At 42.6% G+C, this 24,428-nt stretch carries 24 protein-coding genes and 1 pseudogene; 10 read left to right on the top strand and 15 right to left on the bottom strand.

Annotated elements, in window-relative coordinates:
- Positions 1 to 21: 21 nt before the first annotated feature.
- Together U9670_RS05630 and U9670_RS05625 are read right to left on the bottom strand one after the other, a co-directional pair.
- A complete protein-coding gene (locus tag U9670_RS05630) occupies positions 22 to 813 on the bottom strand; it encodes a transporter substrate-binding domain-containing protein (RefSeq protein WP_323841060.1) in 792 nt (263 codons plus the stop codon).
- A 60-nt stretch (positions 814 to 873) separates the two neighbouring features.
- The gene (locus tag U9670_RS05625) at positions 874 to 1,650 is read right to left on the bottom strand and encodes an ABC transporter ATP-binding protein (RefSeq protein ID WP_323841061.1); all 777 of its coding nucleotides are present in this window, start codon (positions 1,648 to 1,650) and stop codon (positions 874 to 876) included.
- 433 nt (positions 1,651 to 2,083) lie between these two features.
- On the opposite strand from U9670_RS05625, the pseudogene U9670_RS05620 reads away from it, so the two are divergent.
- Positions 2,084 to 2,245: pseudogene (locus U9670_RS05620) on the top strand (gamma-glutamyl-phosphate reductase); the annotation flags it as partial.
- Positions 2,246 to 2,309: 64 nt separating this feature from the next.
- Here U9670_RS05620 and U9670_RS05615 read toward each other — a convergent pair.
- The 3 genes from U9670_RS05615 to aroE form a co-directional block, all read right to left on the bottom strand.
- A complete protein-coding gene (locus U9670_RS05615) occupies positions 2,310 to 2,840 on the bottom strand; it encodes a tetratricopeptide repeat protein (RefSeq protein WP_323841062.1) in 531 nt (176 codons plus the stop codon).
- Positions 2,841 to 2,957: 117 nt separating this feature from the next.
- Positions 2,958 to 4,778 (bottom strand): acyl-CoA dehydrogenase C-terminal domain-containing protein, encoded by a 1,821-nt coding sequence (locus tag U9670_RS05610; RefSeq protein ID WP_323841063.1) that lies wholly within the window; start codon positions 4,776 to 4,778, stop codon positions 2,958 to 2,960.
- Positions 4,779 to 4,937: 159 nt separating this feature from the next.
- Positions 4,938 to 5,744 carry a shikimate dehydrogenase gene (gene aroE / locus U9670_RS05605; protein WP_323841268.1) on the bottom strand — a complete coding sequence of 269 codons (807 nt, stop codon included), beginning with the start codon at positions 5,742 to 5,744 and terminating at the stop codon, positions 4,938 to 4,940.
- 164 nt (positions 5,745 to 5,908) lie between these two features.
- On the opposite strand from aroE, the gene U9670_RS05600 reads away from it, so the two are divergent.
- The 8 genes from U9670_RS05600 to purC all read left to right on the top strand — a co-directional run bounded on the left by U9670_RS05600 (position 5,909) and on the right by purC (position 12,970).
- A complete protein-coding gene (locus U9670_RS05600; protein WP_323841064.1) occupies positions 5,909 to 6,481 on the top strand; it encodes a hypothetical protein in 573 nt (190 codons plus the stop codon).
- A gap of 42 nt (positions 6,482 to 6,523) precedes the next feature.
- Complete coding sequence (locus tag U9670_RS05595; protein ID WP_323841065.1) at positions 6,524 to 7,378, top strand: aminotransferase class IV; 855 nt, start codon at positions 6,524 to 6,526, stop codon at positions 7,376 to 7,378.
- A gap of 63 nt (positions 7,379 to 7,441) precedes the next feature.
- Complete coding sequence (gene mltG, locus U9670_RS05590) at positions 7,442 to 8,560, top strand: endolytic transglycosylase MltG (RefSeq protein WP_323841066.1); 1,119 nt, start codon at positions 7,442 to 7,444, stop codon at positions 8,558 to 8,560.
- 81 nt (positions 8,561 to 8,641) lie between these two features.
- Entirely contained in the window at positions 8,642 to 9,259 is a 618-nt protein-coding gene (gene tmk, locus U9670_RS05585) for a dTMP kinase (protein ID WP_323841269.1), read from the top strand.
- A 208-nt stretch (positions 9,260 to 9,467) separates the two neighbouring features.
- Positions 9,468 to 10,856: a trypsin-like peptidase domain-containing protein gene (locus U9670_RS05580; RefSeq protein ID WP_323841067.1), complete on the top strand. Its 1,389-nt coding sequence runs from the start codon at positions 9,468 to 9,470 to the stop codon at positions 10,854 to 10,856.
- Between the two features lie 118 nt (positions 10,857 to 10,974).
- On the top strand, positions 10,975 to 11,880 hold the full coding sequence (dapA, locus tag U9670_RS05575; protein WP_323841068.1) for a 4-hydroxy-tetrahydrodipicolinate synthase: 906 nt from the start codon (positions 10,975 to 10,977) through the stop codon (positions 11,878 to 11,880).
- Positions 11,881 to 11,924: 44 nt separating this feature from the next.
- Positions 11,925 to 12,200 carry a hypothetical protein gene (locus U9670_RS05570; protein WP_323841069.1) on the top strand — a complete coding sequence of 92 codons (276 nt, stop codon included), beginning with the start codon at positions 11,925 to 11,927 and terminating at the stop codon, positions 12,198 to 12,200.
- Between the two features lie 53 nt (positions 12,201 to 12,253).
- Positions 12,254 to 12,970, top strand: a complete 717-nt coding sequence (purC, locus tag U9670_RS05565; protein ID WP_323841070.1) for a phosphoribosylaminoimidazolesuccinocarboxamide synthase — start codon at positions 12,254 to 12,256, stop codon at positions 12,968 to 12,970.
- A 99-nt stretch (positions 12,971 to 13,069) separates the two neighbouring features.
- Here purC and parC read toward each other — a convergent pair whose 3' ends face one another.
- The 7 genes from parC to U9670_RS05530 form a co-directional block, all read right to left on the bottom strand.
- Entirely contained in the window at positions 13,070 to 15,313 is a 2,244-nt protein-coding gene (gene parC / locus U9670_RS05560) for a DNA topoisomerase IV subunit A (RefSeq protein WP_323841071.1), read from the bottom strand.
- Positions 15,314 to 15,412: 99 nt separating this feature from the next.
- Positions 15,413 to 16,093: a thiaminase II gene (gene tenA, locus U9670_RS05555; RefSeq protein WP_323841072.1), complete on the bottom strand. Its 681-nt coding sequence runs from the start codon at positions 16,091 to 16,093 to the stop codon at positions 15,413 to 15,415.
- A 96-nt stretch (positions 16,094 to 16,189) separates the two neighbouring features.
- Positions 16,190 to 16,474 carry a 4a-hydroxytetrahydrobiopterin dehydratase gene (locus U9670_RS05550; RefSeq protein WP_323841073.1) on the bottom strand — a complete coding sequence of 95 codons (285 nt, stop codon included), beginning with the start codon at positions 16,472 to 16,474 and terminating at the stop codon, positions 16,190 to 16,192.
- 127 nt (positions 16,475 to 16,601) lie between these two features.
- The gene (locus U9670_RS05545; RefSeq protein ID WP_323841074.1) at positions 16,602 to 17,252 is read right to left on the bottom strand and encodes a 3'-5' exonuclease; all 651 of its coding nucleotides are present in this window, start codon (positions 17,250 to 17,252) and stop codon (positions 16,602 to 16,604) included.
- An 11-nt stretch (positions 17,253 to 17,263) separates the two neighbouring features.
- The gene (locus tag U9670_RS05540) at positions 17,264 to 19,066 is read right to left on the bottom strand and encodes a DUF294 nucleotidyltransferase-like domain-containing protein (RefSeq protein WP_323841075.1); all 1,803 of its coding nucleotides are present in this window, start codon (positions 19,064 to 19,066) and stop codon (positions 17,264 to 17,266) included.
- A gap of 44 nt (positions 19,067 to 19,110) precedes the next feature.
- Positions 19,111 to 19,383, bottom strand: coding sequence for a GNAT family N-acetyltransferase (locus U9670_RS05535; RefSeq protein WP_323841076.1), 273 nt, complete (start codon positions 19,381 to 19,383; stop codon positions 19,111 to 19,113).
- 335 nt (positions 19,384 to 19,718) lie between these two features.
- Positions 19,719 to 20,627, bottom strand: a complete 909-nt coding sequence (locus U9670_RS05530) for a LysR family transcriptional regulator (RefSeq protein ID WP_323841077.1) — start codon at positions 20,625 to 20,627, stop codon at positions 19,719 to 19,721.
- Positions 20,628 to 21,093: 466 nt separating this feature from the next.
- On the opposite strand from U9670_RS05530, the gene U9670_RS05525 reads away from it, so the two are divergent.
- Positions 21,094 to 22,494, top strand: a complete 1,401-nt coding sequence (locus tag U9670_RS05525; RefSeq protein WP_323841078.1) for a Na+/H+ antiporter NhaC family protein — start codon at positions 21,094 to 21,096, stop codon at positions 22,492 to 22,494.
- A gap of 404 nt (positions 22,495 to 22,898) precedes the next feature.
- Here the strand turns inward: U9670_RS05525 and U9670_RS05520 are convergent, their stop codons facing one another.
- The 3 genes from U9670_RS05520 to U9670_RS05510 form a co-directional block, all read right to left on the bottom strand.
- Positions 22,899 to 23,216, bottom strand: a complete 318-nt coding sequence (locus U9670_RS05520; RefSeq protein ID WP_323841079.1) for a hypothetical protein — start codon at positions 23,214 to 23,216, stop codon at positions 22,899 to 22,901.
- Positions 23,217 to 23,547: 331 nt separating this feature from the next.
- Complete coding sequence (locus U9670_RS05515) at positions 23,548 to 23,802, bottom strand: GNAT family N-acetyltransferase (RefSeq protein ID WP_323841080.1); 255 nt, start codon at positions 23,800 to 23,802, stop codon at positions 23,548 to 23,550.
- A gap of 278 nt (positions 23,803 to 24,080) precedes the next feature.
- Positions 24,081 to 24,338 carry a hypothetical protein gene (locus U9670_RS05510; RefSeq protein ID WP_323841081.1) on the bottom strand — a complete coding sequence of 86 codons (258 nt, stop codon included), beginning with the start codon at positions 24,336 to 24,338 and terminating at the stop codon, positions 24,081 to 24,083.
- Between the last annotated feature and the right edge of the window lie 90 nt (positions 24,339 to 24,428).

The raw sequence follows: 24,428 nt of genomic DNA, 5'->3' as shown, positions 1-24,428 counted from the left end.
TCATTTGATGATGTGAGTCAATTATTTAAAATTTGCCGCTTCAATTTCTGCCAGTTTGCCAGACTCTTTGAGCTTGGCAAGAGCAGTGTTGAACTCGTTTTTCAGCTCGTCGCCTTTACGCACAGCAATCCCGATATTGTCGTTATTGTCAATCTCTTCGCCCACCAGACCAAAGCCTTCTCGCCCTTGTTTTAGCCATTCAGCAGCAGAGACTTTTTCTGCCATGACAGCAGCGTTACGACCTGCTTGTAGGTCAAGATAAGCATTAAGATAGGTGTCGTATAACTGAACGGTATTGCCGTCTTTGCCGTCATATTTTTGGGCAATATAAGCAGCACCTGTGGTTGAGCGTTGACCGCCCAAGATGGTGTTTTTTATGTTATTTGGGTCAAAACTGCCGTCTGTTTTTGATAGCCAGATGATGGTATTTGAAAAATAAGGTTCGCTAAAATCTACTTGTTCTAGACGCTCTGGCGTGATGGACATACCTGCGATGATGGCGTCATATTTTTTGGCATTAAGACCTGGAATCAGACCGTCCCAATCTTGGGCGACAATTTCGCATTTGGCGTTGATTTCAGCACAGATGGCATTCATCACATCAATATCAAAACCGATAATTTTACCATCTGGGGCGGTGTCATTAAATGGAGGATAAGCTGCCTCGGTGGCGATTTTCAGATGACGCTGTTCGCCAGCTGAGTTTGTGTCAGCTTTGCTTGCCTCAGTGGTGGTTTGAGTCTCTGGTTTGTTACCACAGGCGACTAGGGCAAGAGCGATGGCTGCGATACTGCCTAATTGGGAAATTTTCATAAAAAATCCTTGATAAAAATAAAACGAAAAAACCAAATAAAAGCTAAAAACTGAATGAATTTAGGAGCGGTGCGAGGCCATAAATTCACGCACTCGTTCGGATTTTGGATTGTCAAAAACTTCAGCAGGCGTGCCCATTTCCTCAATGCGTCCTTGATGCAAAAAGACGATTTTATCAGAAACCTCACGAGCAAAACGCATCTCGTGAGTAACGATGAGCATGGTGCGACCTTCGCCAGCAAGCTCTCGCATGACAGCAAGTACTTCATTGACAAGCTCTGGGTCAAGTGCTGAGGTTGGTTCATCAAACAGCAAGACTTGTGGCTTCATTGCCAAGGCACGAGCAATCGCCACACGCTGACGCTGACCGCCAGAAAGGTTGTCTGGATAAGCATTTTTCTTGTCCAGCAGGCCGACTTTGTCCAGCAGTTGTTCAGCTTCAGCGATTGCTTGCGATTTGGGTTGTTTGAGTACTTGGGTTGGGCCTTCAATGATGTTGTCTAAGATGGTTTTGTGTGGCCACAGGTTGAAGTTTTGAAAAACAAAACCGATTTTTGAGCGTAAATCTTCAAGCTGTTTTGGATTTTTGGCAGCCAATTCCCCTTTTTTGTTGGTTAAAATCAGCTCTTTACCACCAACGATGATTTTGCCTTGCGTGGGGTTTTCTAGTAGATTGATACAGCGAAGCAGGGTGGATTTGCCTGAACCTGATGAACCAAGAATGCTGATGACATCGCCATCATGGGCGGTCAAAGATACGCCTTTTAGCACTTGTAATGAGCCGTAACTTTTATGAATGTCTTGTAAATCTAAGGCGATGGAACGAGTGTCGGTCATAGGAATGTTGCTTAAAATATCAAAAGAATAATGGGTTATTTTCGCCAAAACCGCACAAAAAGGCAAATGTTTTTTGTTGGTTTTCAAGAATTTTTAATAATCTATAAAAAAGTTTGGCATTTTGGTGAAATTTTTTGTGAATTTTCATGGAAAAATCGCCGACTGATTGCTATGATAGGGCAATTTCGCCAGATAAATTAAGATGAGCAAATGGAGAGATGGCATGAATATTGATGTGTATATGAATCAGCTTGGCAAGCAAGCCAGAGCAGCCAGCCGAGCGTTGGCGGCGGCAGACACCCAGACCAAAAATACCGCACTGGCGGCAATTAAGACGGCAATGCTTGCCCAAAAAGCCGACATCTTGGCTGAGAACGCCAAAGATGTGGCAGCAGGCAGAGATGGTGGGCTAGATGAGGCTTGGCTGGATCGTTTGGTAATCAATGAGAGTCGTTTTGCTGATGGCTTTGAATATGGACTGGGAGCAGAGATTAGTATCTCAACGGACAAAATCCACGCCAGAGGTCATGTGGGACTGCATGGACTGACCTCCCAAAAATGGGTGGTGTTCGGGCATGGGGAGATTCGCCCTTAATCGGTCAGTAGCTCAAAACAAAAAAAGCGTGCATGACACGCTTTTTTTTGAGTGTGGCGGATGGTCAGTAGTCTCGTTGGTTTAAGCGTCTGTACTGATCACAGCCTTCTTGGTATCCCAAATCACAGGCTCTGCCATACCATTCTTTGGCGGTGCTTAGGCTTTGGTGTACGCCCTCGCCATTATGATATTTTACCCCGATGTTGTAGGCGGCTGTTGCGTCACCTTGGGCATAGGCTTTTTGCCACCATGCTAAGGCTTCGGCATGGCTTTGGCGTACGCCGTGTCCATCGCTATACATATTGCCCAAATTAGATTGGGCTAATGCAACCCTCTGCTCAGCTGCTTTCTTATACCAAGCCACCGCCTGTGTATAATCCTGCTTCACGCCGTATCCATTGCGATACATATAGCCCAAATTATATTGAGCCTCTGCATCCCCTTGTTCGGCTAGGCGTTTAAAGATGGTAAAGGCTTGGCTGTAATTTTGTGAATCATAGTAAGACACGGCGGTGTCAAAGTCATTCGCCATCGCAGGTGTTGCCACGCTTAGGCTCAGTGCCAGTAGTAGGGCGGATAGGGCAGGTGTTTTCATGAGATTCTCCAAGAAAGTGCGTGTAGGAATGATAGGGGATTTTGCCCACTTTTGCAATCTTTGGCAATAAAAAAAGGACGGTAAATTTTCCGTCCTTTTTTGGTGCTGTGAAGTCAATCAATCCAAAAACGCAAAATGCTCAATGTCCATCTGTGTCATGACATCGCTTGGTGTGGTCATGGCACTGGCGTGAGCATCACTGCGTGGTAGAATTTTTTCAAAGTAGAATTTGGCGGTTTGTGTCTTGGCAAGATAAAATTCACGAGGCTGTTCGCCGCCATTTTTCATTTTATCAAAAGCAACCGCCGCCATTCTTGCCCAGTGGTATGCCATCATGACATAGCCTGCATACATCAGATAATCATCAGATGCTGCCGAGACGATATCACGGTCCTTTCTGGCAGCCAATAGTAGGCGTGTGGTCAGCATATTCCATTCGGCACACAATTTGGTCAATGCCCAAACATACTGACGCATGTCTTTGTCTAGGGCGTATTCACCACACCACTTCATAATGCCTGCGGTGTAGTCTCGTACCAGTTTGCCACCACCATGCAGTAACACTTTGCGACCTAATAGGTCAAGTGCCTGTACGCCTGTTGTTCCTTCATACAGTGTTGAAATGCGAGCATCACGAGCAATAAGCTCCATGCCTGTTTCTTTGATGTAGCCGTGTCCGCCATAGATTTGTTGTCCATGTTTGGCACATTCAATACCAAGCTCTGTCAAAAATCCCTTTAAAATCGGTGTATAAAAACCAAGCTTATTGTCCCATTTTCTAATCTCATCTTCATCGCCACGAACCACCGCATTGGATAGATGGTCGGCATAGCGTGCTGAATGATAAATCATAGAACGAGCACCCTCGCTAAATGCTTTTTGGGTCAGTAGCATACGGCGTACATCAGCATGATGAATGATGGCATCACCTGCTTGGCTGGGCTCTTTGGTGCCTGATAAGGCACGCATGGAGCGGCGCTCTTTGGCATAGGGTAGAGAGTTTTGGAATGACAACTCCATATGAGCCAAGCCCTGAATGCCTGTGCCAATACGCGCAGTATTCATGTAGGTAAACATGGCTTTTAGACCTTTGTTTGGCTCGCCAATCAGATAGCCTGTTGCTCCATCAAAGTTTAGTACGCAAGTTGCTGATGATGAAATGCCCATTTTGTGCTCAATTGAACCACAAGTTACGGCATTGCGTTTACCCATTTCCCCATGACCATCTACCAAAAATTTTGGCACGATGAACAATGAGATGCCTTTTGTCCCTTCTGGTGCATCAGGTAGGCGAGCTAATACGATGTGAATGATGTTTTCGGTCAAATCGTGCTCACCTGCACTGATGAAGATTTTTGTGCCTGTAATGCTATAAGTACCATCATCATTTGGCGTGGCACGAGTTTTCATTTGATTTAAGTCGGTGCCTGCTTGTGCTTCGGTCAAGCACATCGTCCCAGACCATTCGCCAGAGACGAGCTTGGGCAGGTAGGTATCTTTTTGTGCGTCATCTCCATATTGTAAAATGGTATTTACCGCACCAATGGACAAACCAGGATACATTGCCCATGGCCAGTTGGCTGTACCCATCATCTCAGATTTGATGAGATTTAAAGACATTGGTAGATTCATGCCACCAAATTTTTCTGGGTAAGAAATGCCTTGCCAGCCACCCTCAACAAATGCTTGGTATGCTTCTTTAAAGCCTTTGGGTGTGGTTACCTCGTTGTCTTTAAAGTGGCACCCTTCGGCATCTGCGTCTTGATAGATGGGGGCGAGCATATTTTGGGCAAAATCGGCAAATCCTGCCAAAATCATCTCAACCGATTCGGCATCTGCACCATCGCCATTATCCAAGGTCTTGTAATGTGCCTGAAAATCAAACACTTCATTCATCAAAAATTTGATGTCTCTTAAAGGGGCTTTGTAATTCAGCATATCCTATCCTAGTTGGTAATAAGTTGTGAAATTGTCAAATGTCAAGATGTGCATCATGCACATCTGCTTTCAATATACATGAAAACACACCAAAATTATGCAACTTTTTATATTATATAAATTATTTTCATAATAAAATAATTTAATTATAAATATTAATTATGAGTTAATGGGTAAATCTACGGCATCTAGGTTGATTTTTGCCCCTGTCCACAGTTCAAAGGCGATTTTGGCCTGATTGATGAGCATGCCATAGCCGTCTGATGTGCGTACGCCTTGCTTGGCAAAGTGATTTAAAAATGCTGATGGCTTGCCGTACATCATGTCGTAGGCAAATTGAGTGCAAAGATTTGGCGATAGACTGAGCGTTTGTCCTGTGGTGGTGGCACTTGTGGCATTGATGATGACATCAAAGCTAGGATTACCAGTTGCCAAAGTGTCTAAGGTATGCACTGTGATTTTGCCCAAACTTTTAAAGTCATTTTGCAAAGTTTCTGCCTTGGTGAGCGTACGGTTAAAGATGGTTAATTTTGCACCCTGTTCAATAAGGGGTAAGATGATGCCACGAGTTGCCCCACCTGCCCCAATGATGGCAATATTTTTGTCTTTTAGATCAATGCCTTGCGTATTTAAGTCCGCCACCAATCCTTGCCCATCTGTGTTATCGCCGTGCAGTTTGCCATCTTGCATAATGAGCGTGTTCACAGCTTTAGCGGTGTAGGCGTACTCGCTCAAACTTTGGCACAATTGAAAAGCAATTTCTTTAAAAGGCAAAGTGATGTTTGCCCCTGTGCCACCCCCATGAAAAAACGCCTCAACCACCGCACGAAAACTTGCGACATCATCAGGGCAAAATTGTCTACAATAGCGAATATTTGCTCCGATACTATCAGCAAAGGCATGATGGATTTGTGGGCTTTTTGAATGATTGATGGGATTGCCAATGACGATAAAATGCTGCATGATTTTTCCAATTTTTTAAATGTCGTGTTTTTGAATCTTATGTAAAGCTAGGTTTTGTAAGAAAAATTGTAAGAAAAGATGTGTTTATTTTTCAGTATTTATCAAAAAATAGCAAGTTTTTTAAATTTTAGGTACAATAAGGTCAATCTTATTTTTAATCAACCATCATGACCAACACTACCAAAAAATCCAGATTTGCTTTGTTTATTGTCGCCTTGTTCATCGTGTTTGCTGTTGTGGCGTTTTTGATGTTTCGCCCCATCTCTTCTGCCGAAAAAGTTGTACAAGACGATGGCGAAAGCAAAATCTACGCCCCTGTCAACTATGACACAAGTCATTGGACAAAAAGCCCCAAGCAATCAGTCGATTTTGAACAGCTAAAAACCAAACTTGGTACAACCGCAACACAAGAAAATACACTTGATTTTTATGGCAATCATGCCAAAAAGTACCGATTTTCTGGCAGGGCTGAACCGCCTTTTTATGTCATTGAGTCTGATGATGTATTAGAGGTGGCATGGTACTATGCTGCCCCAAAAGATGATGAGCGTCAAAAACAAGCCAGTCTCAATTATGCCCAAAAAGTGTATGCCATGATGGGTGCTTATGCTGGCGTTGATGGCGAACAGTTGGTGCAGACAATTTTGCATCACCCAAACAAACCTTTTGGTGATAAGATGGCTGGCGTTATCATGGCAGATTGTATGAATTATCAATGTCGGATTGTTTTTCAAAAATGATTGACAACCACCCTAAGAATCATTAGGTAGCGGGCGACATTGATGGCATATTTTATTTTTCACGATGGCAAGTTGATGAATCATCATCAAATCATGGATAATCGTGGTTTGGCGTATGGCGATGGTTTTTTTAGCACGATGGGTGTATGTCGTGGTCAGATTTTATTTGCCAAAGGTCATCAAGATAGGTTGATACAGTCATCAAAATGCTTTGAGTTTTTGGTGGATACTGATGCTTTGATGGTGGCACTTGCTGATTTGGCAAAACAAATACACCAAGGCATGATAAAAATCATCATCACTCGTGGTGTTCAAAGTGTGCGTGGCTATGGTTATGAGAGCGATGAGTCGTGCGTATTGATTAAGGCTGTGTCATCAGACATCTATCAGGGGGTGTGTTTTTATGACGACATTCCTTGCCAATCGTCTGGCATGGCAGTGTGTTTGAGCGAAAAACTATCTCTACGCACACCACGCTTTGCTGGGCTAAAACTGATCAGCAGTCATGAGCAAGTTTTTATTCATCAAGAACTACAAAGCCTACAAAAAAATCATCATAATGTTGTCGAGGGTTTGGTGGCAAGTATGTCTGATGAGTGGGTGAGCGGTGCTATGAGTAATGTGTTTTATCGGCTTGATGATGCTTGGCATACCCCGCCTGTGAGCAGATGTGGGGTCAATGGTGTGATGCGTCAGGTAATCATGACAAAATTTGGTCTTGATGAACGCAGATTGACCAATGATGATTTGTTCAAAATTGATGGGCTTGCTTTTTGTAATGCAGTGCGTGGCGTAATGCCCATCCATGCGTTGATGATTGGTGAGGTGGTACAAAGATTGCCGCATGATTTTTGTGATGTTGTGAAATCGCATCTAGATAATTTTAGAAACATTTAGCGACATTGAAACCATCACAAACATGGTACAATAACGGCAATTTGAACTGACATTTAAACATCTATGACAAAAGCTGCTCAAAAACTTAAAGTTAAAAAACCAAAAAAATCAAATAAAAAACAGCGTGTATCAAAAAAACCTAAGTCGCTATGGCTGATAAAGTTGATGATGCTTGCACTTTTGACGCTGTTGGTGAGCATTGTTTATATGAGTTTGTTTGCTAAAACCGACCAAAAAGCACAAACATTAACCGTCAAAAAGGGTGATACTTATCATGGGCTACTGGTTAATCGCCCATGGCAAACCTCGCTGTTTTCATCAAGCTTTGTAACCAAATTGTATTTAAAAGTGTATGCCCATGCGTCCTTAAAAGAAGGCATGTATCAAATCCCTGCTAATGCCAGCCTAAAACAGGTCGTGGACATCCTGTCAAAGGGTTCTGATATGCAAATGATTAGGGTGCAAATCATTGAAGGTAAAAATATCAAGGACTTGTATCATACCATTAAAAATACTGATGGCGTGGTGCTTGAGGTGCTGACACCACGAACGGACAATTATTCGTGGGTAGATGCCATGAAAGACAACAAGAAGGTAGCGGCAGCATTAGGCGTTTCTGCGGTGAATGGCAATTTGGAAGGTCAGTTTGCACCTAATACTTATTTTTTTGAGCAAGGCACAAGTGATAAAAAAATCTTACAAAAACTTTATGATGCCCAGCAACAAATTTTAGATGCTGCTTGGAGTAATCGCAACAAAAGCTTGCCTTATAAGGATAAATATGAGGCACTCATCATGGCAAGCATCATTGAAAAAGAAACAGGCATTGCTGATGAAAGATGGCAGGTATCGGCAGTTTTTGTCAATCGCTTGGGCAAAAATATGCGGCTACAAACCGACCCAACCATCATTTATGGACTGTTTGACCGCTATGATGGCAAAATTTACCGCTCCAATATTAACGAGAAAACCGCTTATAATACCTATCAAATCAATGGGTTGCCACCTACGCCAATTTCCTTGCCATCAAAAGCATCTATCGATGCTGCCATGCACCCTGCTGACACTAAGGCGTTGTATTTTGTGGCGACAGGTAAGGGTGGACATAAATTTAGCCAAACCTTAGATGGGCATAACCGTGCCGTTGCTCAGTACCGTGTGGTCATGGCAAACAAACAATAGCAACAAATAGTCATAAATCAATGAGTGAATAGATTTTAGTGGCAATAAATAATTATGGTTTTAAAAAGGACAGTCATGAATATCGCACCAAAATTTATCAGTTTTGAAGGAACAGAAGGTGTGGGCAAAACCACAGCCATTGATGGGCTTTGTCGGCATTTGGACGAGCTTGGTGTGGCATATGTACGCACTCGTGAGCCAGGTGGGGCGGATATGGCAGAGCTGATTCGTGGTATTTTATTGAATAAAAACAGTATCCTACACGATGATACCGAGCTGCTTCTTATGTTTGCTGCTCGTGCTGACCACTCATACAAGACGATTTTGCCTGCTTTAGATGCTGGCAAGTGGGTTGTTTGTGATAGATTTATTGATAGCACGGTGGCCTATCAGGGTTTTGGGCGTTTTCATGGAGAGCAATCAGCACTTGATAAGATTGATTTGTTGATAAAAAACTTCGTACCACGCTTGCCAGATATTACGCTGTGGCTAGACCTAGATGTTGCCATAGGCATGGCAAGGGCGAAAAATCGTAGTCAGGCAGACCGTTTTGAGTCATTGGACACCAGTTTTTTTGATAAAGTATATCAAGGCCTAGAATACGGATTTAATAAAAACAGTGAACGCATTTGTCGCATTGATGCAAGTGGTAGCACTGATGAGGTGGCAAGTCGCATTCGTGAGGCAGTGGGTTTGTAGGTTAAGACCTGTGCAGTTTTTAGAAAATTTGATCAGCTTTGTGTCTTTTGGGCGTGTTTTTAAGCGTGAGTCAGGCTTGGCAAATATGGTGTGTGGCAAATGTTAAGCTATTGTGTGGATTTTATCATCAAAGAAACTTCTGGTTATTTTTATTAAAATATCATGATTCATGTATTATGCCAAAAATCATCATTAAAGGATAATAAAAATGCGTACAATCATTAAACCAGCCTTATTGGCGTGTACTTTGTCATTAGCGACCATTTTGCCAAACAATCCTTTGTTATCGTCAGCACAGGCAGTAACACAAGTGGATTTTGCCGATTTGGTTGAGCGGGTGTCTTCTGGTGTGGTACGCATTTCTACCACCAAGCCCATCACTGACGGTGAGATGATGCGTACGCAGGCACAGATGCTGGGGCAGTATTTGGGCGAGCAGGTGAATGTACCGACGATTGAACAAGGCTTTGGAACAGGATTTTTCATCAGTAAAGATGGCTATGTCATAACCAATCGTCATGTTGTTGAAGGGGTGCAGACGATTACGGTAACGCTCAATGATCGCACGGAGATGGACGCAGTGTTGGTTGGTTCGGACGAAGCGTCAGACATTGCGGTCTTAAAGGTGGAGGGTGATCGGTTTCCTGCACTGACCATGTCCGACCGAGTGTTGAGAGTGGGTGAGCCTGTATTGGCGATTGGCTCGCCATTTGGCTTTGATTATTCAGCGTCAGCAGGGATTGTCTCTGCCAAATCTCGCAATATCACCCCTGATGCTGCCGTGCCATTCATTCAGACAGATGTTGCACTAAACCCTGGCAATTCTGGCGGCCCTTTGTTCAATCAGCAGGGCGAAGTTGTGGGTGTCAACTCACATATTTTTAGCGACACAGGCGGTTATATGGGATTGTCATTTTCCATACCAATTGATACCGTCTTGCATATTTATGAGCAAATCAAAACGACGGGTCGGGTGCGTCGTTCAGCATTGGGCATTGTCGTGCAAGATGTTGATAGAAACCTTGCCGAAGTGTATGGGCTGGCTCGTCCCCAAGGTGCACTTTTAACCAGAGTGGGGGCAGGTTCGCCAGCAGATATGGCAGGGTTGGCGGTGGGGGATTTGGTGCTAAGTTTTAATGGCGTGCCCATCAGTCAGGCTGCAGAACTTCTAAACCTACTAAACCGTACTAAGCCGAATGATGTTTTTCATTTAACTTATCAAAGAGGCAAACAAACCTATGTGGCACAAGGTCGGTTTGATGAAGCACCAACCGATGTCTTTGCAGGTGGAGAGCGTCCAAATAATAACGGCCTAAAATTGGGCTTGCGTCTAAAAGAGCTTTCGCCAGCCGAGCAGGAGGCACTCGCCAATTTTGGTGTGCAAGGGGGCGTCATCATTACTGCGGTTAGCCCCATGGGATTGGCGGCACGCACAGGCATACAAGTAGGTGATGTGATTTTGGGCTTAAATGGTCGCCCAACTTCCCATGTCGAAGAGATGGCACTGGCGGTACAAAGTTTGCCCAAAAAAGGTGTTGTGCCAGTACAGCTGATTCGCCAAGGCACGCCTGCCATCATCGGTATGCGTATTGAGTAACATAAATTTGTAAAATAAATTCCGAAAAATCCGTCAAAAGCCAAATTAATTATGATAAACTAGACTTATTTTTGATGGTTTTACTTTCTTTTAAATTTTTGAAAAAATTGGCAATCTCATGACAGATACATATCAAAATATTAAGTCAAAATTACAAGGCTCTATCACCGCCTTGGTTACGCCGATGAAGACAGATGGGTCAGTGGATTACGATGCACTTGCTAGGCTTATTGACTGGCAAATTGCCGAGGGTACGCATGCACTTGTGGCGGTGGGAACAACAGGCGAATCGGCGACATTATCGATGGAAGAACACATTGAGGTCATGCAATTTTTTGTAAAATATGTTGCGGGGCGTGTGCCAGTCATTGCAGGGACAGGGGCGAACAACACACTTGAAGCCATAGAGCTGACCACTGCCGCCAAAGATGCTGGTGCTGACTGTGCATTATTGGTCGCACCTTATTATAACAAGCCAACCCAAGAGGGCATTTATCAGCACTATAAAGCCATCTCTGAGGCGGTTGATATGCCTCAGATGCTGTATAATGTGCCAGGTCGCACCGTGGTGGACATCAGCCAGCAGACTGTTGAGCGTTTGATGACTTTGCCAAATATCGTTGCCATCAAAGATGCAACAGGCAATATTGAGCGTGGTGTGGCACTCATCAAAGCGGTGGGCGAGCATATGATTGTGTTATCAGGTGATGACCCAACAGCACTAGAGCTGATCAAGCATGGTGCACAAGGCAATATTTCTGTGACATCTAATGTCGCTCCAAAGGTGATGAGCCAAGTGTTTGAACTGGCATTGGCTGGTGATTTTGATCAGGCAAACGCCATTCATGACCCCGTTAAACACCTACATAAAGACCTATTTTGTGAATCTAGTCCACAGCCAATCAAGTACGCCTTGCACAAGATGGGCAAGATTGATAAAGGCATTCGTTTGCCACTGGTTTGGCTATCGGCAGAAAACCAGCTTGTCATTGATGCAGCACTCGCTAAGGCGAATTTGGTCTAATTTTTGTCCAAACTTGGGTTGGCAAGGTTAAACAAAGGATAACTATGAATACAACATTAAAAATTAGTGCATTGGTATTTGCCGCTACTGTGGCATTGACTGGTTGTAGTGCGACCAAAGACTGGTTGGGCAAGCGAGATGATGGCAGTTTGGATTATCAATCTAGTAAAAAACTTGACCCCATCAAGCTACCAGCTGATCAGCCTACTGCTGAGTTTACCCCATTATACCCTACACCAAATGTGGGGCAGGTGGACACCAGTTTGACAAATAAATTTGGCAAACAATTTGCCCTACCAAAACCGCCAACGGTAAACTAAACGACCATATTTTAATTTTTTTATACCTTTTTAATTAAAACAAGAGAGTTGAAATGCAAAAGCAAGCCCTATTGTATACTGGTAAAGCCAAATCTGTTTATGAGACTGAGCATGAAGATTATCTCGTACTGCATTTTCGCAATGACGCATCAGCATTCAACGGTGAGAAAATCGCTCAACTTGACCGTAAGGGCAAGGTAAATAACCGTTTTAATGCGTTCATCATGCAAAAGCTGAGCGAGGCAGGCATTGAGACGCATTTTGAGCGTCAGTTGTCAGAAGATGAAGTGTTGGTAAAACGCTTAAAAATGATTCCAGTAGAGTGCGTGGTGCGTAACTATGTCGCTGGTGGTCTGATGAAGCGATTGGGTCTTGCAGAAGGCTTGCCACTTTTGCCACCAACTTTTGAATTATTCTACAAGGACGATGCGTTGGGCGATCCGATGCTGTCAGAATCAACCGCTGTTGCATTAGGCTATGCTACTGCTGATGAGCTTGAGCAGATGAAAGCTTTGACCTATAAGGTCAATGAAGTATTGAGTAAAATCTTTGACGATGCAGGATTGATGCTTGTTGATTTTAAATTGGAATTTGGTCTGTTCCATGGTCGCATTGTGCTTGGTGATGAGTTCTCTCCAGATGGTTGTCGTCTGTGGGATAAAGAAACCAAGAAAAAACTGGATAAAGATCGTTTCCGTCAAGGCTTAGGCGATGTCGTAGAGGGCTATGAAGAGGTCGCTTTGCGTATTGGTGTGCCATTAGAAGGCTAAGAATAATAAAAAACCCAAGCGATGTCTTGGGTTTTTTTAGAACATGATGGCCAAAAAATAAGGACGAAAATCATCGTCCTTATTCACTCTTTGCTTTTCTTAGTGCTGTGTTGCCATGCGTTCCATGCCTGCCACATTCCAGTAGCCTTTTGGCAGTCTTGCACCACGCCCAGCTCGTTTGCCCATATAGTCCGTTAAATCAGCAGGCTTAATGGTGAGCGTGCGTTTGCCTGCGGTGATGACAAGATTGTCTGTACTGTTTAGGCTAACTAGGCTGATGAGCATTTCGTTATCTTTATCTTTTAGGTTGATGATTTTATTGCCTTTGCCTTTGACCAAACTTGGTAGGTCGGACAGCTCAAAAACCAGTAAATAGCCTGAATTGGTAAGAGCGGCGACTAGGGTATCGTCAGCTTTGATGTTGCTTATAGGCACCAATTGAGAGTCATTTAGGTTGATGATGGCTTTGCCTGCTTTTTGGTTGGTTTCAAAGTTACTTAATTTACCAACAAAGCCGTAGCCTGATGTACTTGCCAGCAGTACGCTGTCTGATTTATCACCAAATAAGATTTGTTCAATTTTTGCCCCTGTGGGTGGGTTTAGCATACTGGTGATGGGTTCGCCTTGACCACGAGCAGAGGGTAGGTTGATGGCATCTAGGGCGTAGCTACGCCCTGTATTGTCAAGCAAAATCAGTTTTTCATTAGACTTGCCTTGTGCAGATGCTTGATATTCATCGCCTGAGCGAAAATTCATGGCAGACACATCAATGTCATGACCTTTTGCCATACGAATCCAACCAGCCTTTGATAATACGACCGTTACCGCTTCACTTGGGATCAAATCGGTAGCCTTAATAGCGGCAGCCTCATGGCGTACTACCACAGGCGACATTCGCTCATCGCCATGGGCTTTCATATCGGCGGTCAGCTCATCAATGAGTAGGGTGGTTAAACGCTCTGGACTGGCAAGCTGTTCTATGATGGTGGCTCTTTCAAGTTCAAGTGCGTCCTTTTGGGCATTGAGTTCTATTTCTTCTAGTTTGGCAAGTTGACGAAGTTTGATGTCAAGAATGGCGTCCGCTTGAGTGTCAGTCAGCCCAAAGCGACTCATCAGTTCAAGTTTTGGGTCATCTTCATGGCGAATGATGGCAATCACCTCATCAATGTGCAAATAAGCCACGAGCAGACCTGCCAAGATATGCAGACGCTGATCAATCTTGCTTAGGTGATGCTCAAGTCTGCGAATAACCACTTGACGGCGACAGTCTAGCCATTCAGATAATATGGTTTTTAAATTTTTAACTTGTGGTTTGCCATTGACACCAATCATATTCATATTGACCCGAAAACTGGTTTCAAGGTCGGTGAGAGCAAATAAATGGCTCATGATTTTGTCAATGTCGGTCCTACCTTTTTTGAATTCAAGAAGGATTCGGCAGGCATTTTCATGATCAGACTCGTCATTGATGTCATTTAGCCAAGGTAATTTTTTGTCTGTCATTAGCTTGGCAATTTGCTCGATGACCTTATTGCCAGAGACTTGGTAGGGCAGTGCATCAATGATGACGATATTTTTTTCTTTTGGGTCAATGCGATAAGTTGCTCGCATTTTATAGCTGCCACGCCCTTGCTCATACATGGCGATCAGCTCATCTTGGGGGGTGATGATTTCAGCGTGAGTTGGTAAATCAGGGGCGATGAGAGTGTTGCACAGCTCACGCACAGATAAATTTGGGTTTTTAAGTAGCTTAATGCAGGTTTTGACTACTTCGGTTAAATTGTGTGGTGGAATGTCGGTGGCCATACCAACGGCAATGCCTGTTGTGCCATTTAATAAGATGTTTGGTAGGCGAGCGGGCAAAGTGGCAGGCTCTTTTAATGAACCGTCAAAATTATCCACCCAATCTACTGTGCCTTGTTCTAGTTCGGACAATAGTGTATTGGCGTAGTTGGACATTTTGGCTTCGGTGTACCGCATGGCGGCAAATGATTTTGGGTCATCAGCAGAGCCCCAGTTGCCCTGCCCTGCAATGAGTGGATAGCGATAACTAAATGGTTGTGCCATCAGTACCATTGCTTCATAACAGGCTGAGTCGCCATGTGGGTGGTATTTGCCCAAGACATCACCTACGGTGCGGGCAGACTTTTTGGGTTTGGCAGTGTGTTTTAGTCCAAGCTCGCTCATGGCATAAACGATACGACGCTGGACAGGTTTGAGTCCGTCTGCAATGTGCGGTAAGGCACGGTCCATGATGACATACATGGCGTAATTTAGGTAGGCTGATTCGGTAAACTCGGCGATGGAGCGACTATCAAAAGTGGGCTGTTGATGGTTCATCATGATAAATGGCGGTCAATTGATATAAAAATTAACCGCCATTTTAGCAAATTTTTATTTTTTTTGCTAAATCAAATAAATTGTATTCACTGTCAAGATTAATCAGCTTAACTCATCAAGCCCACGCCATTTTGTCTGATGATAGGCACTTTCCCAAAACAGCCATTCTAATTTGGCGGCATCGGTATATGCTTGACGCATTTTGTTCAAGGTGTCTTGATCGGTACGCTTTGCAACCTTATCTATCACATCAATGACTTTTTGCACTGCTGTGTGAAACTCTGCACCAGCATAGGTATCAATCCATGCTTGATAAGGATTATTTGGCACAGATTTTTCATAAATATCTTGGCCGACCTTAGCATAAATCCAAAAGCATGGTAATAAACTTGCCAGCACAACAGGATAGCTGTCGGCATAGGCACAAGCAATCAAGTAAGAAGTGTAATGATGGCAAGCTAATGTTAAGGGAGTGTTCAAAAAGTCTTCACGGCTGATGCCAAAGTCTTGCATAAAACCATCATGTAGCGAACGCTCTACTACAATCGCCTCTTTTGCCGCATCACTAAACAAAATCACCTCATCTGCTTGGTAGGCCTTGGCAGCACAAACTGAAAGTGCTCGTCCATAGGCAAGCAGATAATGGGCATCTTGAATGACATAATGGCTAAAAGCTTCCTTGGATAATGTTCCTGCTGCCAGCTCCTGATTAAAAGGCAGGTTAAGCGTTGCCTTGTAAAGTGATAAATTTTCTTGCCAAAGAATTTGACTAAATGTTTGCACGGTTGTCCTTGTGATTGTCTTTCAATGACCATTTAAAGTTTGTGATGATATAAAAAGCCAAAAAAGCTTTGTTGTGGCTATCTTGGCTTTATGAGTTTAGTTGGTAAAAGATGCTTCTAATCGCTTGGCAAGCTGAATATCTCGACTTTGTAGTGTGCCACCTGCAATGTTGCCGATGCGTACTTTAAGTGTGGTGTAGCAGTTTTCCCATTCTGGATAATGTTCAAGAGCCTGAGCGTGAAATGATGCTTTGACGATGAATGCTACCACAGAAGCAAAATCGTTGAATTCATAGGAACGCACAAGGCTGTTACCATCTAGCTGCCATGCAGGCAAATTGTCTAATTGTAGGGCGACTTGATCGGAGGTCAGACTGCTCATAATTATCCTTAAAATTGACTAAAAATATTCGCTAGTTTAGCACATTTGCAACCAAAAACCAGCATCTTTGTGCTGTAATCTTTTTTGAATTTTTAGGTTGATTTGGGTGCGTAGCCTGCTGGTAAAATCAGCCCAATTGACTTTTTAAATGACAAAATAACATGGCGGTCATGAGTGCATCATTCATTGAGTCGTGTGCAGGCAATATGGGGATTTTGTGTGCAATTAAAAGCTCGTTTAAATGGCGTTTATCAATAGGTATGTCGCTGTTTTTGTTGATTTTTTGGCGGAGCTTTTGATCAAGATTGGCAACATCAATCAAGGCATTGGGCAATTTGGTGCCCAATTTTGAATTGGCGAGGGTATTGATAAAAGCCATGTCCATACTTGTGCAAAAGCCCACAATGGGACGACTGCCGATGAATGGTAATAGCTTATCTAGCATCTCGTCATAGTTCATGCCGCTTTCTACATCAATAGGACGCAGGCCATGTATGACGATGCTGTTGGTATCTGGCATGATAGGAGGGTGGCAGATGATGCTGAGCATATCTGAGGTATCAATGACAAAGCTTTTATTTGTTTGTTTGATTTTGACCGCCCCCACACTTAGGATATGGTGAGTTTTGGCATTTAGGCCAGTCAGTTCCAAATCTAGGCTTACCCACTCATCAGCAGGTGGCTCATTAAATAAATAGTCGTATGCCAGATCGGTTAATTTACTTTTTGATTTAAGTCTTTGATGATTACTAAATATCTTTTTTAAAAAATCAAACATGGTGCACTCATTTATCCTACAAACACATCAAGACGATAATGGCGTGTGATGAAGCCCTTGAAATATTTAACCACCGCAAGACTTTCTTTGAGTAGGTCCCGTTCCAGTGAGGAGAGTGTATCTGGGTTAACCTTGCGGGCGGACTTGTTGTCGGTGATTAAAGCGACTGCTAGGCGTTTACTTAGAAAAAATTCAAGTGCTTCTGTGATGTTTTGAGCAGTCTTTTCATCGATAACTTTTAGTGTCGCCAGTTGATGCAGACGCTGGCGAGTACCGGTCTCATCAATGCCATATTCAAGTGTCAAGGCACGCACGCCATGTACAATAGGAAATATGCCTGCCTTTTTTAGATCAATATCATTGTCCGCACCGCCTGTGAATTTTTGCCAAAAATTTGCACGGCTTGCCATTTGTAAGGTTGGTGCAGCAAAGCGGTTGATGAAATTAGCGTGAGTGTGCTTGGCGACATACTGCCAGTGTGATTTTAGTTCATGAAATAATGCCACATCACCACATACAGGGTGTGCGTCTATGAGTGTGGCAAGGTGCACCATCGGCTCGCCACCTGTTGCTCCGACCCATGAGGAAACTTGGGTTTTAAAGTCGCTGATTGATTTTCGCCAAGTAGGATTGGTCATCATGATATTGCCATCACAATACGGATAGCCCAGCTCAAATAATGCATCGTTAAAGTTTTGGGCATATTGTGGTAAATTGTCATCAATGAACCCATCACGAATGATGAGTGCGTTATCTTGGTCGGTACGCATGACCTGCTCACCACGACCTTCTGACCCCATGACGATCATGCAGGTGTTGGCGATGACGCTGTGCGGGACGATAAGTTGCCATACTTTGGTAAAAACATGGATGTTAAGACTTTGGACGATACGACCAATGACATGAATTTTCATGCCACTTTGTGTCTGATGACGGATAAACTTGCCAATCATCTCAACGCCTATTGCGACATCAGCAAGGCTTTGGGCTTGATCGATGCGTTGTGTGATGAGCTGGGACTGATTGGTCAGATAGTTTAAAAGCTCGGTTTGACCAATCACACCTGTAATATTTCCTTGGTCATTAACAATCGGTAGGCGATGCACTTTTTTACCGATCATCATGATGAGTGCTTCGCTTAAATCATGGTTTTCGTGAATGGTGTACAAATCAAACCTGCTGTAATGACGCACTGCTGTTGTCATAAAATCTGCTTTATCTGTGATGGCACGGCAGACATCGGTTTGGGTAAGTATGCCTACGCCATTTGGAGAATTGACCAAAATGTGCTTGGCATCAACCGCTACCATGCAACAGGTTGCTTCATATAGTGTGGCGGTATCAGCGATAAAATGAGGCGTACGGATATGCTCACCAATGCTAGATACAGGGCGATAGAGCATTTGTTGATTTTGACTATGGGCGGTGCGTGCGTCTTGTTTGGATTTGCGTGCGGTAAGATCGGCAAATAATAGTGTTTGTAAATGCTCATTTGTTTGGCTGATGGCGTTTATCATTTTGCCATTTAGATGGTAGAGTAGGCTTTGTTCTTGGGTGATGACATCAAAGGCATGACCGTCCTTGTCCGTCAAAGCAAACCAATCTCCCACAGCCAATCCTGCGACCAGCTCACCATCTTGATGCTGGGTTAATTTTCCTTTGATTACAATGAATAAGTCATCACGCCAATCATGACAAATGGCGGTGTTTTGTGGCAGGTAGATGATTTGACTGGCATTGGCCAGCATTTTTCGTTCGTTGTCAGTTAAGACATCAAAGGGCGGTGTAAACAGGTGATTTAATGCGTGATTCATTATACTTCCTTGTATTATTGACTTCCTTGTATTATTGGGTCAAATCACGCCAGCAGGGCTTGGTATTCTGGATTTTTGTCAATATAAGCTGCAATAAAGCCACAAGCTGGCACAACTTTTTTGCCATGATGATGTGCATGGTCTAAGGCATATTTGGTCAATGCCTTGCCAAGCCCTTGACCACCCAACTGACTGGGTACAATGGTGTGATGATAAGTCAATATCTTGCCATCATCAGTATAGCTAAGATAAGCGGTGAGGCCATCAATGGTGGTTTCAAAACGATGGAGGTCGGTGTTATGGGTGATGATGGGCATGGATAATTCCTTAAAAGTAAGGTGGATTGACTTAGCATAAAGAATTTTTTTGGTGTTGTAAATGCTTTTAATCAAAATCTTGTTTTTAAAACAAAAAAACACTGATGGTAAAAAATTTTGAAATAAAAAAAGCCTTGATACTGCATGATTTTAATCATGCTGATACCACAAAACCATCATTGCTTGCCTATTGTGGTATTGATGGTGGGCAGGCTTGGCGTTTTGTTTGTTTTGGGTTTTGATGTGATGTGGTTGGCTGGTGGGGCATACTATATATTTTGACCAAATGATGATTTTGACCAAATTTATTTTTTGTCAAAAAAGCGGTGGGTCAATCATGTTTTATGTACGCCCCAATTCTTTGCATGGTCTTGTAAGAATTGTTGAAACACTAACACCGCAGGCGTAGGTGAGCGGTGCTTGTGAGCATAAAGTAGAAATTTGCGTTCAATCATTGGGGTGGTGATGGGTATCATCACAAGATTGTGCTGTTTTACCCAAGTTTTGGCATAAGTTAATGCCAAAGTAATGCCAAGTCCCATTTGGGTTACACCCAGTGCTGTGGATAAAAAATTTACTTCATAATCTGCACGAAACAATCGCTTGGATAACTCTGTCGGTAGGGTGTTGCGGATTTGCTCGGCAAAGGCGGATTGTAGTGTGATGATCTCTCCTTTGGGAATGTCTTGCCATGCCACTTCTTTTAGGCCTGCAAGTGCATGACCAAGCTTTACAACAAGATAAAAAGGTGATGAGAACAGCTCGCTTGCCACGATATTGTTGCTAAATGGATATTCAGGACCAATGCCAATATCAGCATCTAAAATCTGCACTTTTTCCATCACCTCGCCGATACCACAGTCAATCAGACTGACCTGAATGTCGGGGTGTGTTTGCTTGAATTCTTGAATGAGTTTGGGCATGATGGTGGCGGCAAGTTGCTGGCTGGCAGCGATGCGTACCTTGCCTTGGTGGTAGTCTTTGATGTCATAAATCTCCCCATTAAATAAACGCATGTCATCAAGTACCTTTAGGGCATACGGCATCAGCCGTTCACCTGCATCTGATAAATGAATTTGCCTTGTAGTGCGGTCAAACAATACAATGCCAAGCTGATTTTCCATTTCCTTGATTAATCCGCTCAAAGACGACTGGGTTAAATACAGCTCGTCTGCTGCCTTGGTAAAGCTTTTGTGGCGAGCCACCGCAATAAAGGCATTGAGCTGGCGTAGTGTTACATTCATGGTGTTATCCAATAAATAAAAACAAAAAAATCAGTTGTGCATGTGGGTGGCTATTTTATGATAAAGATGAATGACTTGCAACAGTCCATTGACGCGACATTGATGCTGTATTTTTTGGGGTTATAAGTGTTTTTTGTTGGTTGATTGTGTTAATCAAGCACTTGTGATTTATCTATTTGACAATCCAATGAGAGAGTGTATTTTTTAATTCATAGATGATTTTTTCATCTTGTCAATAACCGTGCGTTTTTCTTTGAATTGTGCGGTTGTTTTTTGTTAGAATGGCGGTTTATTAAATGATTAAAGACCTTAGGATTGTTTGTCATGGTGATAAAAGGGCCGTGATAAACAAAGCATATTTAAAAGCAAAATCAGGGGGTTGGTGAACTTTTTGAAATTTTATGATATCAATTAATCACTTACATTAGCAAAATAGCATCAATTTATTACTTTTTAGGTTAAAACTATGTCAAAGACAGGCTCTTCACTTCTTACTTTAACCCCAAAACAAGCCATTCCGATTGCGGTGATGATTGTTTTTGTACTTGGTATAACGATGATTAAATGGGGGTTTGTGCCTTTATTGTCGTTGCTGATTGTGATTTTTGGCTTGATGATGTATGGCATGGCAAAGGGTGTAACCTTTGACGCTATGCAAAACAAAATGATAAATGGCGTTACCACAGGTATGGGGGCGATTTATTTATTTTCGTTTATTGGTTTATTGGTATCGGCTCTGATGATGAGTGGGGCGATTCCGACTTTGATTTATTATGGGTTTGATGTATTGTCGGCAGAGTGGTTTTATTTGTCGGCATTTATTTTATCCAGCGTGATTGGGTTGGCATTGGGTAGTGGCTTTACCACGTGTGCAACGGTGGGCGTGGCTTTTTTGGGTATGGCAACGGCTTTTGGGGCAAATCCTGCAATCGTGGCAGGGGCGGTGGTGTCTGGGGCACTTTTTGGCGATAAAATGTCGCCTTTGTCAGATACGACAACCATTTCGGCATCTATTGTGGGGGTGGATTTGTTTGACCATATCAAAAATATGATGTATACCACCCTGCCTGCGTGGGTGATTACGGCTATTATTTTTGTATTTATGCCGTCTGCCAGTGGTGATTTTTCAGCAGTGGCAGAATTGCAGGGTAATTTGATAAAAAGTGGGCTGGTACATGGCTACACGCTGTTGCCTTTTGCGGTGCTGGTTGTTTTAGCCTTAATGAAAGTCAATGCGATTTATACCATTACAGCGACCATTGTTGTGGCATTAGGGTTGACTTATACGCATTCTAGTCCTGATTTGGCACAGGTTGGCGGTTGGTTTTTTGCAGGTTATTCGTTACCTGATGGAGTGGATTTGGGTTCGGTTGGTAAACTGGTGGCTCGTGGTGGTTTGCAAAGTATGTTTTTTACCCAAGTTTTGGTGATTTTAGCACTTTCATTGGGTGGGCTGTTACAAGGTTTGGGCATTTTACCTGCTTTGCTTGACGGTATGCGTCATCTTTTAACCAAAGCAAGTCGTGGCGTGGCTGCGGCGGCATTTACTTCGTTTGGGATTAATGTGTTGGTCGGTGAGCAGTATTTGAGTTTATTGTTATCAGGGAATGCTTTTTTACCTGAATATAAGCGATTGGGTCTGCACCCACGCAATCTGTCTCGTACCATTGAAGATGCAGGTACAGTGATTAATCCGCTTGTGCCTTGGGGGGTATATGGGGGATTTTTGACGGGCGTATTTGGTATGCCTGTCATTCATTATGTGCCATATGCGTTTTTCTGTTATTTGTGCTTTGTCTTAACATTGATTTTTGGGTTTACTGGGATTACGATTTCTCAATTAGAGCCTACCAATAATGATGGATGATCATCATTTGTTTTGGACAAAGTTTTGGGTAGGGGAAGTGTTTGTCTGAGTATTTTGGCATTTTTATCATGGGGGCTAAGATGCCCCTATTATTTTGGGCTGGTTGCCGTCTTTTTTGAAGGCTATTTTTTGGTGCATAAACAAGTGGTCACTGGGCAAAATTTTAATTACCCACAAGTATTTTTGGTAGGTAGTGTGGCAAGTTTATTTTTTATGCCCTGAATTGGCGAGGTAGTAGAACTATTGGCGATAATTATTCCAGTGGGCGGACTGTCAGCAGTGATTTTGGCAATGGTGTTTTCACCCAAAGTAGATACTTGGGCGATGTTGGCTAAAAATCTAAACCACCTAAACTTATGAAAAAATAGCCATTACGACATAATGGCTATTTTTGTTTGATATAATTAACGGCATTGTTTCTTTTGATAAATATCAGTAAGTTTGTTTTGGCGTTCTTTGGCAGCCTCAATCGCCTCTTCAGTGTTGGCATAAGTAGCAAATAATGCAGGAATGAAGAACAGTGCCGCAGCGACATTTTTGCCAGTAACCTTGCGTTCTGCACGAGCGTCTTGCTCAAATTTTTTGGCTTCGGCAATTTCTGATTTGATTTGTTCGCAGGTCAGCTGATGGTCATTGAGCTTGTTGGCTTCAACAATGTGTGGCGTCGCACAAGCAGACAGTATCGCAGCGGTCGCAATAATGGCAGCAAATTTGATTTTCATAAGAGTTTCCTTGATTTTGGATTTGTATACATATTGATAAGTTAAAATAATAACATATCAATTATTCAACTATACAACAACTTAACAAAAAGTCAATTAGTAGACACAAGATTTTTTTGTAATCACACAAAATGATTTGCTACAAAGCCCAAAGCGTGCGATAACATTTGGTTAAATTTTAAAAAATAAAGGTAACTTATGGCTCAATACATCTACATGATGAACAAAGTCTCCAAAATCATACCGCTCAAGCGCGAGGTTTTAAAGGACATTTTCATTGTTATTTTTCCCACGCCCCAAAAGTTGGCATTGTGCTGGCTTTGGGGTTTTTTTATTGCGGATTTTTTGCTAAATACCGTGCCACAAAACTGCAACTTGGTACAACCGTCTTACCATTATCACGCGCATAATCAAGGGCAAATTTGACCAGATCCGTCCCACGCCCCGCCCACCCAAGCTCAGGCGGAACAATGGCGTGGTTATAATCTAAGGTATTATCATCAATATTTTCATAACTTAAAAAGGCGGTATGTCTGTCAATCACGGTTTCAAATCTTTGGGTGGTGGGGTTATGGGTGATGTGCATTGTAAAGTCCTTAAAATGGCTTGCAAAATGGGGAAATTTGGATTATGCTAATACAAATTTTATAAAATGAAAAATGGCAAGTTATCGTAGTCGTAGGTGTTTACCATGCACTAGAAAAACTTAAAGAATTTTGAGAAAATAGTGTGATGTCTATGACTTATCTAGTACAGCCATATTTTTTGCTTGTTATGCCTTGAAATTCAAAAAGAATTTACATAAAAAAATCCTACTTATCAGTAGGATTTTTTTTATGTAAAGGTTCTGTCAAAATCTAAATACTAGCGACAAACTACATCATCTTTTTTAAGATTATAATCTTTTACCTGCTTTGACATTTGATCTTGAAGCATTTCCCAAAAAATACTCTTTGCTCCTGAACTAGAATCTGCTGTAATCTTTGCTGTTGCTAAATTTTCTATTGTAACACTACTATATTTAGCATCAATCTTACAATGGTAAGTAGCTCTAGCAGAAGCGACTTGGGTGGCAAACATAGTAGCTATGGTGAGCGAACTAATAAATATCACTTTTTTCATGATAAAATCCTTAACAGTTTGAACTAAAAATTAGAGACTATGGTTCTTTATAGTATCACTCCCTCCCGCAATGTCAAGGCTTGTTGTGAG

Origin of the sequence: Moraxella tarda (genome assembly GCF_035181405.1) — a bacterium.
In the GTDB taxonomy this organism is placed as follows: Bacteria; Pseudomonadota; Gammaproteobacteria; order Pseudomonadales; family Moraxellaceae; genus Moraxella.
The sequence above is the reverse complement of the archived record's forward strand: the minus strand, read 5'-3'. Positions and strand labels throughout refer to the sequence as shown.

What these genes read in the sequence shown, in the direction of transcription:
- U9670_RS05540 (WP_323841075.1), bottom strand. Translation starts at nt 19,066, where the DNA reads ATGAATCACGCATTAAATCACCTGTTTACACCGCCCTTTGATGTCTTA.
- U9670_RS05515 (WP_323841080.1), bottom strand. Translation starts at nt 23,802, where the DNA reads ATGCACATCACCCATAACCCCACCACCCAAAGATTTGAAACCGTGATT.
- U9670_RS05595 (WP_323841065.1), top strand. Translation starts at nt 6,524, where the DNA reads ATGGCATATTTTATTTTTCACGATGGCAAGTTGATGAATCATCATCAA.
- U9670_RS05610 (WP_323841063.1), bottom strand. Translation starts at nt 4,778, where the DNA reads ATGCTGAATTACAAAGCCCCTTTAAGAGACATCAAATTTTTGATGAAT.
- U9670_RS05510 (WP_323841081.1), bottom strand. Translation starts at nt 24,338, where the DNA reads ATGAAAAAAGTGATATTTATTAGTTCGCTCACCATAGCTACTATGTTT.
- U9670_RS05530 (WP_323841077.1), bottom strand. Translation starts at nt 20,627, where the DNA reads ATGAATGTAACACTACGCCAGCTCAATGCCTTTATTGCGGTGGCTCGC.
- U9670_RS05630 (WP_323841060.1), bottom strand. Translation starts at nt 813, where the DNA reads ATGAAAATTTCCCAATTAGGCAGTATCGCAGCCATCGCTCTTGCCCTA.
- U9670_RS05570 (WP_323841069.1), top strand. Translation starts at nt 11,925, where the DNA reads ATGAATACAACATTAAAAATTAGTGCATTGGTATTTGCCGCTACTGTG.
- U9670_RS05550 (WP_323841073.1), bottom strand. Translation starts at nt 16,474, where the DNA reads ATGAGCAGTCTGACCTCCGATCAAGTCGCCCTACAATTAGACAATTTG.
- U9670_RS05520 (WP_323841079.1), bottom strand. Translation starts at nt 23,216, where the DNA reads ATGAAAATCAAATTTGCTGCCATTATTGCGACCGCTGCGATACTGTCT.
- parC (WP_323841071.1), bottom strand. Translation starts at nt 15,313, where the DNA reads ATGATGAACCATCAACAGCCCACTTTTGATAGTCGCTCCATCGCCGAG.
- mltG (WP_323841066.1), top strand. Translation starts at nt 7,442, where the DNA reads ATGACAAAAGCTGCTCAAAAACTTAAAGTTAAAAAACCAAAAAAATCA.
- dapA (WP_323841068.1), top strand. Translation starts at nt 10,975, where the DNA reads ATGACAGATACATATCAAAATATTAAGTCAAAATTACAAGGCTCTATC.
- U9670_RS05535 (WP_323841076.1), bottom strand. Translation starts at nt 19,383, where the DNA reads ATGCCCATCATCACCCATAACACCGACCTCCATCGTTTTGAAACCACC.
- U9670_RS05615 (WP_323841062.1), bottom strand. Translation starts at nt 2,840, where the DNA reads ATGAAAACACCTGCCCTATCCGCCCTACTACTGGCACTGAGCCTAAGC.
- U9670_RS05545 (WP_323841074.1), bottom strand. Translation starts at nt 17,252, where the DNA reads ATGTTTGATTTTTTAAAAAAGATATTTAGTAATCATCAAAGACTTAAA.
- U9670_RS05600 (WP_323841064.1), top strand. Translation starts at nt 5,909, where the DNA reads ATGACCAACACTACCAAAAAATCCAGATTTGCTTTGTTTATTGTCGCC.
- purC (WP_323841070.1), top strand. Translation starts at nt 12,254, where the DNA reads ATGCAAAAGCAAGCCCTATTGTATACTGGTAAAGCCAAATCTGTTTAT.
- U9670_RS05525 (WP_323841078.1), top strand. Translation starts at nt 21,094, where the DNA reads ATGTCAAAGACAGGCTCTTCACTTCTTACTTTAACCCCAAAACAAGCC.
- U9670_RS05625 (WP_323841061.1), bottom strand. Translation starts at nt 1,650, where the DNA reads ATGACCGACACTCGTTCCATCGCCTTAGATTTACAAGACATTCATAAA.
- U9670_RS05580 (WP_323841067.1), top strand. Translation starts at nt 9,468, where the DNA reads ATGCGTACAATCATTAAACCAGCCTTATTGGCGTGTACTTTGTCATTA.